The following is a 9358-nucleotide window of genomic DNA, read 5'->3' as shown; positions in this document are numbered from 1 at the left end:
GCCGTTGCCGTTATGGGTTGATCCTCCACGACGAGGACGACCACCCAGGCACCTACAAAACCAAACAATGGCGGTGGCTGCATGACCACGGTTGTTTGGGGTGCTACCCCGTTGTTAGATAAGAGTATATAGTCTTAATAATGTTTGAACAGTTCAAGGGGTTCGTAAACGACAACTCCTTTTGGTGCATTATTTTTTATCTCTCTTGTCCTTTGTCACGAGAGGTATTGCAAATTTTCTTGCTGTCTGCAAAATTATTGCATCTCCGCCTTTCAGGGTTGTTTCAATACCCAGCAAACATGCTCTTGCTGCTATTTCGGAGGTGATATCTATCCACTGAATCGATGACAAAGAGGCTAATTCATTATATACATCTGTAGCAATCTTTTCATAGTTTAATCTCCTGCTGATAACACACACGGTCTCTACTAAAACCAGACAAGAGCATATAGCATTAAATTCCTCGCGGAGCAGTCTTTCAAATATGGGGTAACATTCATTATGAAAGACATCTCCTGGATCAAGACTGCTGACAAAGATATTGCTATCAATTGCTACATACCTCATTGTCTCTCTCTTCTTATATCATCAACACTGTCTCCACCGGGTGATATATCCCCAATTTTTTTATCAACTCCGCAAATACCTTTATCCGTTCGTTAATTGCAAGGGTAGCCTTCTCACGTTTATCCTTGACCTCGATCTCTAACTTCTGAGTACCAACAAATTCAGATTCAAGTTTAGGCTCGCCATCCTCAAGAACCATCTCTATTGCATCTTTCAAATTCCGACTAAGCTCATCTAATGTTCTGCCCTGAGAATGAGCGCCTGGAAAACCTGGTACATACCCAACATAGAAACCCGTATCCGGACATCGCTCAATAATCGCCGTATATGTTTTCATTTGAAACCTCCCTTGTACTATTTGTCAAGAAATGCCCCAAATAAGACTACAGCCCTTTACGGGGTCAAGGGGTCCGTGACCCCTTGTGAGGGGGTCTGAGGGGGAGCAAAGCTCCCCATTCTATGCCTTTTCTTTTGTGCTAATAGTGTTCGAATTCATCGTCGCTGTGTTTTTCGGCGAGGTTGAGGTTTGTCCTTGCCTCTTGCCTGGGGGCTGGTGTGGGAGCGGCCTTGTGTTTTTCAGTTCTGGGGGCGGGTGGATGGGCGGGCATGTGGGTTATCTGGGCTTTTTTGGCAGCGGGCTTTGCTGCTGCTGTGGACCTTCTCTTGCCGCTGTCGCCGATCTTGAAGAACGATATCGCCTCTTGCAGCATCCCTGCCTGCGCACTAAGCTCCTCGGAGGTGGAGGCCAGTTCCTCGGCAGCGGAGGCGTTCTGCTGGATGACGTTGTCCAGTTGCTGGAGGGCCTTGTTGATCTGCTCGGCTCCGGCGTTTTGCTCGTTGCTTGCCGCGCTGATCTCCTGGATCAATTCTGCCGTCCGCTGGATGTCGGGGACGAGCTTGAGGAGCATGTCTCCGGCGTTTTCGGCAACCTGAACGCTTGTCCCGGAGAGCTCGGTGATCTCCCCGGCGGCCTTCTGTGAACGCTCGGCCAGCTTCCTGACCTCGGAGGCCACAACCGCAAAACCCTTGCCATGTTCACCGGCACGGGCTGCCTCAATCGCTGCGTTAAGCGCAAGGAGGTTGGTCTGTCTGGCGATCTCTTCTATGATGTTAATCTTGCTGGCTATCTCTCTCATGGCGCTAACGGCCTCGCTGACGGACTGACCTGTCACCTTGGCATCCTGCGCCGATTTTACTGCGATCTTGTCCGTCTGAGCGGCGTTGTCCGAGTTCTGCCGAATGTTGGCCGACATCTCCTCCATAGACGAAGACGTCTCCTCGATCGATGCCGCCTGCTCCGTGGCACCCTCCGATATCTGCTGTGCGCTTGAGCTTAGTTCGTTGCTGCCTGAGGCAACCTGGTCTGCCGCATTCTGCACATTGCTGACAACTTCCTTGAGGCGCTCAACCATGTTCTTCATTGCCGCAAGGAGCTGCCCGGTCTCATCCTTGCTGGAGGTGTCAATCCGCACGGTGAGGTCGCCCTCGGCCAGGCTCGTGGCAATGTCCACGCCCTCGTTTAACGGCTTTACAATGCTGTTTATGATCCAAAACGCCACAATAATAGCCAATATCAGTCCGATTACAATGGCGGCTATTGCCATATTACGAGAATCCTCATATTCCTTCAGGGATTGCTTATAGAGCTTGTCTGCCTCATCCACCTGGAGCTGCTTCAGGGCGTCCACGCCTGCCGCTACAGGCGCTGCCATTGGCCTTACCCTGTCTTCATTGAGTTTAGCGGCCTCTTCAATTTTTCCGGCCCTGAGGGCCTCCATCACCGGCTTGAAGCCTTCATCCCTGAGCTTCGCCCGATCTGCAGTAAACTTATCGGCAAGGGTCTTTTCCTCCGGGGTCAGGGAGGTCGCCATATACGCCTTCCAGATATCGCCGATCTTGCTGATGTTGTCTTCCATCTGGGCCATGCGTTTGTTAATAGTCTCGGGCTTGGGGTCTTGTAGGGCGGCCAGTATTTCGACCCGGTTTCTGAGGTTCAACCTCCCGATATCGGCAATCTGCCCCAACGGTATCAGCCTGTCGTTGTACACGCTCTTGATTACTTCGTTTGCCGACTTGATTTCATGTATGCCCAGTAACCCGATCCCTATTACCAGGACTGCCATAAATGCCACAAGCATGTACAGCCTCACGCCTATCTTTAGATTCTTGAACATGTTGCCTCCTTTGTTTTTTGTATTACATTGCTGGTTGCTATACTAACATACCAGGTATGCAGGTTGTCAATTTCAACCCAAAAAAATATTTGCTGTAAAAAATCCTGATTATAGCAAAGAGAAAAAAAGGGGCGGCTCCGCCCCCCTTTAGAACCCCCTGCAAGGGGACCAGTCCCCTTAACCCCATCCTTACAGAATTAAAATTTACCGTTCAACCCAAAAAAATATTGCAGACACATGGCATTGCAACATCCAGGGGGCTATACGTTAAAGACAAGGGAATGTTCTTTTTCTATGATACTGACCCTGTTGCGTCCTTTGTTTTTGGCTATGTAGAGGGCATAGTCAGCCTTCTTTATGAAAATGTATGCCGACTCCTCCTTTACATACTCGGAGACCCCAAAGCTGCATGTCACATGCCCTACGTGATTAAAGGCGTAATTATCAATGGTCTCCCTGAGCTTTTCGGCTAGCTCCCTTGCCCCCTCTATGGTGGTTTCGGGGGTCAGGATGATAAACTCCTCTCCACCGTAACGCGCAAATATGTCCGTAGCCCTGATATGCACATCCACCAGGGCAGTTAACTCCTGCAAGACGTAATCTCCAACCTGATGGCCATAGTTGTCGTTTATGTGCTTAAAGTGGTCTATGTCAAAAATAATGATAGCCAGGTTACTTTTATACCGCACTACCCGCTCGATCTCCTTGGTCAGTTCATCTTCGAACTTCTTCCTGTTATATATGCTCGTCAACGGGTCCTTACATGCGAGGTTCTGGTACTTCTTGCGGTCCATCTCTATGTGTGAGACGTCCGTAAAGGAGATAAGATACCTTCCTCCCTTGTTATGTCCTGGGATTTCGCTGGCGTGTAACAGGTAGGCCCTTGCCTCGCTTTTTAACTCACCCTTGCCCGAAAGATGTACGATGTAATCCTTGCTGTTGCCGCTTACGATAATCCCCAACCACTCCTGAAACGACTTCCCCTTATAGAAAGACTCCTCCTTTAACACAAGAAACCGGTTTAGCGTCTTGCACTTGTACTGAAACTCCTCGATGGTGGAAAACCCCAGGTAGTTCAGGAAAGACTTGTTGAGAAAGGTGATGTTCTCACCGTCCGTGATCATGATAAAGGTTGGATTGTTGTCGAGGATCGTCCTTATGAATTCGTTTTTGGCATCAATGTCCCTCTGCTGTATGACTATCCGTGCGGTTTTTAACAGGACGTGCAGCAGTTCTTTATTGTTTATTGGCTTCTTAATGTACTTGTCTACGCCGATATCGATGGCCTTCAGAAAATACTCCTCGTCATTGTAGGCCGTAGTGATAATGATGGGACAGTCGTCGTTGATGGCCTTTATTTCGCCGGCCATGTCCAGGCCATTCATGACAGGCATACGGATGTCGGTCACAACGATGTCGGGTTTATTCACCCTGAAGAGATCAATGCCCTCTTTGCCATTTGTGGCCAGGTAGAGTTCCTTTATGCGTCGTTTGAGAAAACGGGCCACGTTTGTCCGTATGATCTCCTCATCCTCCACGTACAGTATTGTCGTACTGTCAAGATAGAGGTCCTTCATCTTCTCCTCAATGGCCTGCTTCTTTATATCCGTCATGCTATGGTATATTAACAAAAACTGTCAGAAAAAGTAAAAAAATTGAAATGCAAGGGCGCCCTAATATGTAGGCTGATATACATGGCAGAACGTAAATGTACGCTTAAACTGTTTTCAGAAACCTGGGTAATGGGATCTGCAAGATATAACTTCTATTAATTGCTCGTCAGGATAAATTACGTACACCAGGCGATGCTCATGATTAATGCGTCGAGACCACACTTCCCTGTCAAAATACTTCAATCTTTTTGGCTTACCTCTACCACGGCGAGGCTCATGAGCTACTTCCGTCAACAAATCAAAGCATTTGATATATAGAGGTTTATCGTTATTCCTAAACCAGTTAAGATCATCTTCGGCTTTGGCTTTGATAGACAACTGCCATGTCATATTAAATCTGAGAAGACTTCCTCAGGCGATTTGCCACGCTTTGTTTTAGAATCGTGCTCCCGAAAAGATTCCAGTAGTGCCTGTAATGCCTCTTTGTCTCTGAATAAGCGCATAGCTTCCTGATATGACTCCCATTCATCCATTGAAATCAATACTACACTGCCGTCTTTATGGGTTAAAATAAACTCTTCGCTGTCAGAAACAGCCTTCTCACGTAATTCAAACAATCGTTTACGGCCTTCAGAGATACTCATTGCCTGCATAATTCACCTCACAAATCAAATGTTAAATTGTACATTATTATGTACCATTCATGCGTAGTTTTGCAAGTTGACCCCTAAAAATGGCCATTTTGTTGCTGCGTGCAAATTTCGCAGTGAGTTTGATATAATAAGCGATGGTGTATACGGATTGGAGCGAGTATAAACCAACCAATGACCTGAACCTCCAGGCGTGAAAGGAGGTTATCAAGGCCGGTTGGGCGATTGCCTTTATTGAGTCGGGGTGTTCGATACCGCTTGGATATCCGTCGTGGGGTGGGCAGATCAAAAAGATGCTCGATGAGATCGTTAAAGCGCAAAAAAAAAGAAAGGGGCGGCTCCGCCCCCCTTTAGAACCCCCTGCAAGGGGACCAGTCCCCTTGACCCCATAAAAATGCCATGTATTTTAATCCTATGATGGCTATGACCTGAATTGTTTTTCAAAGAGCTTCTTTTTTCCTGCCAGGACGGTTTTCCATTTATCGGCCATTTCCTGGAGTTTGTCTCTGACGCCTTGTGGTGCGAGCCATCCGTAGCCTGCGTGTGCCAGGGTCTGCAGTAGGGCGTTGAAGTCATCCTCCGACCACTGCGGCTTCCTGGCAAAGACGGAGTGGGTGCCGAGCTTTGCCGTGCGCATACAGATAAATGCCTCCAGAAATGCCCTGGCGCCATCGTCCCATTGGGTGACGGGCCTGAGCATCAGGTGCCAGTTGAGGTACCACAGGTATGCAAAGGGGTCCTGCCCCCCGGAAAACATATACGTGCCATCCCCACTGACGGCAACACAGCACACCTCTGCGGCATGCCACTGTATCGTGTCAAAGACTTCGGCCGTGGGTATGTCCCATATCCGCACGGTCTTGTCAACACCGCCTGAGATCAGATATCGACCATTAGGTGTGATGGCCACCGTTGCAACGGCCCCGACATGCCCGGTAAAGGTGCGAAAACACTCACCCGTTGGAATGTCCCACAACCGGATTGTGGCATCGGTTCCCCCGGAGATCACATGACGACCACCGGGGGAGACACTGAGCGACGTTATAGCCCCCTCGTGTCCCCTGAAGGCGTGTATCACCCGCCCTAACGCTATATCCATAAAGTTGACTGTACCGTCCGAGTTTCCACAGAAAAGATACAGCTCATCGGGGCTTATCTTCAGGGCCTTGACGGCGAGGTCGTTGTTCTTGAAGACCTTGACCTTTGCCATTGCGGTGGCATCCCACAGACGCAACGTGGCATCATCGCCGCCGGAGACAACGTACTTGCCATCTGCCGTGACGGCCACGGCATTGACCCCCCCCGTGTGCCCTTCAAGGACGCCCTTGCACTGCCCCGTGGCAACGTTCCACAGACGCAGGGTCTTGTCCTTGCTGCCCGATACCGCCACCGTGCCATCGGAGGAACCCCCCACAGAGGTCACGGTGTCCTGATGCCCCTTGAACACCACCAGCGGCTGCCACGTTTGCAGGTCGTACACCGCAGTCGTCTTGTCACTGTCCGCAACGGTGCAAAGGCCATAACGCCCCGGCTCTTTACCACTGCCGGATGCCCCCGGGGGCATGAACATAAACACGTTGACCTTTGCCCCCTTTACCGGAAGGGTCTTGTGCTTCCACAGCGTGTTGAGCTTGTTTCGGGGTTGCGTAACCGCCAACTCCGCCATCGCACTGAGTGCCCTGGGGTCCCTGGCGTACCCCTCGATGCCGACGGCCTTTGATACAAGTCCCAGGCTCCTTGCATAAGCCCTGTCCTTGAGGGATACACCCGCCCCCTCGATATACTCCGCAAATGCGGCCTCAAGCGCCCCGGCGTTGCGTCCCTGCTCGTCACTGAGGCGCATCAGCCACTGCATAACCTGCTGCACCGGTATCAAGCCAAGCCCCCGCTGACGTAGCTCCATGACAAACCCGTTGAAGGCCTCCTTACCCCACTGGGGTTTGCCCTTTCTGGTGATAGAGTCCTTCATCAGTGGGCGGTAGCGAAGGAGAAAGTCTGCTATGTATCTCTGGCACTGCTGCTGGGCATCGGCAGGCCCATTAATCGATTGTAGGGCCTCCCGCCACTGCAGATGCCACAGACAGAGCGTCCCGTCCACCGCCGCCGATACAAAATGAGAGGCATCAGGGGTAAACCTTACAGCCAGCACTGCGTCATCGTGCCCTTTGAGCGTGCGAAGCTCATCCTTAACTTCCGCTGCCGGACGCTCCTGGCTCTTTTCCGCACCAAGGCGTCCCTGGCTTGACAACCTCCAGAGACAAAGCCTGTTGTCCCTTCCAGCCGATACCACAAAAGCGCCATCGGGGCTTATATCAAGGGCGGTTACCCCGGATTTATGGCCTTCGTATGTGTCCATTGCCTCACCCGTGGAGAGGTTCCAGCTCCGCACCGACCTGTCTTCGCTGCCCGATACGGCAAACATCCCGTTGGGGGCTATGGATATGGCAGTTATCACATCAGAGTGACCCTGCATAACGTCTGAAGGCTCTCCCGTGCTCAACTGCCACAGGGTGAGCTTTCTGTCTTTGCCCCCTGTGAGCATCATCTTGAGGTTGGAGCTTACTGCCAGTGCGTTTACGCTACCCGTTGGGTTTTTGTATATCCGCAAGACGTCCCCGCCGTCGATGTCCCACACACGGATCGAGCCATCAATACAGCCACAGACCGCTATCAGTCCGACCCCGTCTGCCCAGAGCGAGCATATTGCCTCCGTGTGCTCACTAAAGACCCGCAAACATTGTCCGCCTTTGATATCCCACATCCGGAGGGTCTTATCTGCGCCGCCTGAAAGGAAACGTTGGTCGTCTATAAATGCCACAGCCGTGACCTCTGCCGTGTGTCCCGCAAACCCCCTCACGAGCGTCCTGGACTCTATATTCCACAAGCAGACGTTTCTGTCATTCCCGCCTGAGATGGCATACTTGCCGTTGGGGCTGACGGCCAGCGTGTTAATGGCCGCCTTGTGATTCTTAAAATATCTGACCTTCCATGCCGCCGAAATGTCCTTCTTCGGAAATACGGACGATATCTTGTCATATATCCTCAGCAGTTGTTCATCTCTGGCATAGCCATTTATAGAGCGTGCCTTTTTAATGGTCTCCAGTGCGCTCACCACCTTGGAGTCGTGGTCAGTGGCGCCCTCCTTCATACCCTCCCGGATGAGTGCCAGACTGAGACCTATGAGCATTTTATGTGTTCTCTGTGCTTCGGTGGACTTATCGGCGGCGTTTTTCCGGAGGTAGTTGAGCTTTTGCCTGACCCCCTCCGGAGTGAGCCAGCCAAAACCTTTGAGGCTCAATTGCCTCAGCAGTGAGTCAAAGTCCTCTTCGCTGTACTGTGGCATTCCCCGTCGCAGCAGGGTGTTTTGTGAAAGCGGCGTGTGCAGGGTCAAAAAGGTCTCAAGATAAGGCAACGCCCTGTCGTCCCAGTCTTCGTAGTTTAGGGCGACAATGTCCCAGTCCAGGTAAAACGAGCTTAACGTCCTGTCCTTACTGCCGGTGATAACCAACCAACCGTTTGGACTTAACACCGCCGTGTTTATGTCTTCACCGTGCAGGGTAAACTTGCGCAACTCCCTGCTCGTATCGATATCCCAGATGCGGATGGTCTTATCAACGCCCACCGACAATATGTACCTGACGTCGGAACTGAAGCAGAGTGTAGTTATTCCGCCCGTGTGGCCGGTAAAGCTGCGAAGGCTCCTGCCACTTCTGAAGTCCCACAACTGGAGAGTACCGTCATAGAGTCCCCCCGTCAGGATGAATCTGCCATCGGAGCTAACTGCCACAGCCGTTACGCTCTTGTTTAACATCTTAAAGGTACGAGACCGCTCCTCAAGGGCGATATCCCATATTGTGATGACACCGTCAGCCCTTCCGGAGATTGCGTATCTGAGGTCAGGGTACAGGGCCGCTACGGTACACCCCTCTTTGTCGTACAATGTTCGTACAGACTCCTTGTTGACCAGGTCCCAGAACAGCAGCAAGCCTTTATAGTCCTGTGAGAGTGCATAGCGGGGGTCTGTGCCAAAGACCACCTTGCTGATGCTGCCGGAATGACCATAGAGCGTATGGCCATAAAACGTCTGAGCACTGGTAGTCCTCGTGGGTAGCTCCCACAGCCGCACCGTCTTGTCTTTGGAGCCGGAGATGACATATCTGCCGTCAGCGCTGATATCCAACGTTGTAACGCTGTCCTGATGGCCTTCAAACACCCCCCTGAGTTCACCGGAGTCAAGCTCCCACATATACAGACGGCCATCCTCTGCCCCGGCAATGACACAGGCGTCATCCTGCGTGACCGCTACGGCATTGACGCCACCGGTGTGGCCGGCAGGATTGTTGAGTTGCCAGGT

6 protein-coding genes and 1 pseudogene are annotated in these 9358 nt (G+C 51.3%); all 7 read right to left on the bottom strand.

What is annotated here, in order from left to right:
- Positions 1-189: 189 nt before the first annotated feature.
- Positions 190-567, bottom strand: a complete 378-nt coding sequence (locus HWQ67_RS08330) for a type II toxin-antitoxin system VapC family toxin (RefSeq protein WP_218252225.1) — start codon at positions 565-567, stop codon at positions 190-192.
- 133 nt (positions 568-700) lie between these two features.
- Positions 701-904 (bottom strand): annotated as a pseudogene (locus tag HWQ67_RS20480) (type II toxin-antitoxin system HicB family antitoxin); the annotation flags it as partial.
- 139 nt (positions 905-1043) lie between these two features.
- Positions 1044-2741, bottom strand: coding sequence for a methyl-accepting chemotaxis protein (locus HWQ67_RS08320; RefSeq protein ID WP_218252223.1), 1698 nt, complete (start codon positions 2739-2741; stop codon positions 1044-1046).
- A gap of 260 nt (positions 2742-3001) precedes the next feature.
- Positions 3002-4354, bottom strand: coding sequence for a GGDEF domain-containing response regulator (locus HWQ67_RS08315; protein ID WP_218252222.1), 1353 nt, complete (start codon positions 4352-4354; stop codon positions 3002-3004).
- A 114-nt stretch (positions 4355-4468) separates the two neighbouring features.
- Positions 4469-4744, bottom strand: coding sequence for a Txe/YoeB family addiction module toxin (locus tag HWQ67_RS20475; RefSeq protein ID WP_218252221.1), 276 nt, complete (start codon positions 4742-4744; stop codon positions 4469-4471).
- Positions 4741-5007 carry a type II toxin-antitoxin system Phd/YefM family antitoxin gene (locus HWQ67_RS08305; RefSeq protein ID WP_218252220.1) on the bottom strand — a complete coding sequence of 89 codons (267 nt, stop codon included), beginning with the start codon at positions 5005-5007 and terminating at the stop codon, positions 4741-4743. Before HWQ67_RS08305 ends, HWQ67_RS20475 begins: the two co-directional genes overlap by 4 nt.
- A gap of 418 nt (positions 5008-5425) precedes the next feature.
- The coding region (locus tag HWQ67_RS08300; protein ID WP_218252219.1) for a WD40 repeat domain-containing protein at positions 5426-9358 on the bottom strand (3933 nt) is incomplete at its 5' end.

Source organism: Candidatus Magnetobacterium casense, from assembly GCF_019173545.1.
Classification (GTDB): Bacteria; Nitrospirota; Thermodesulfovibrionia; order Thermodesulfovibrionales; family Magnetobacteriaceae; genus Magnetobacterium; species Magnetobacterium cryptolimnobacter.
Note: the sequence above shows the minus strand (reverse complement) of the source record. Positions and strands in the feature narration are given on the sequence as shown.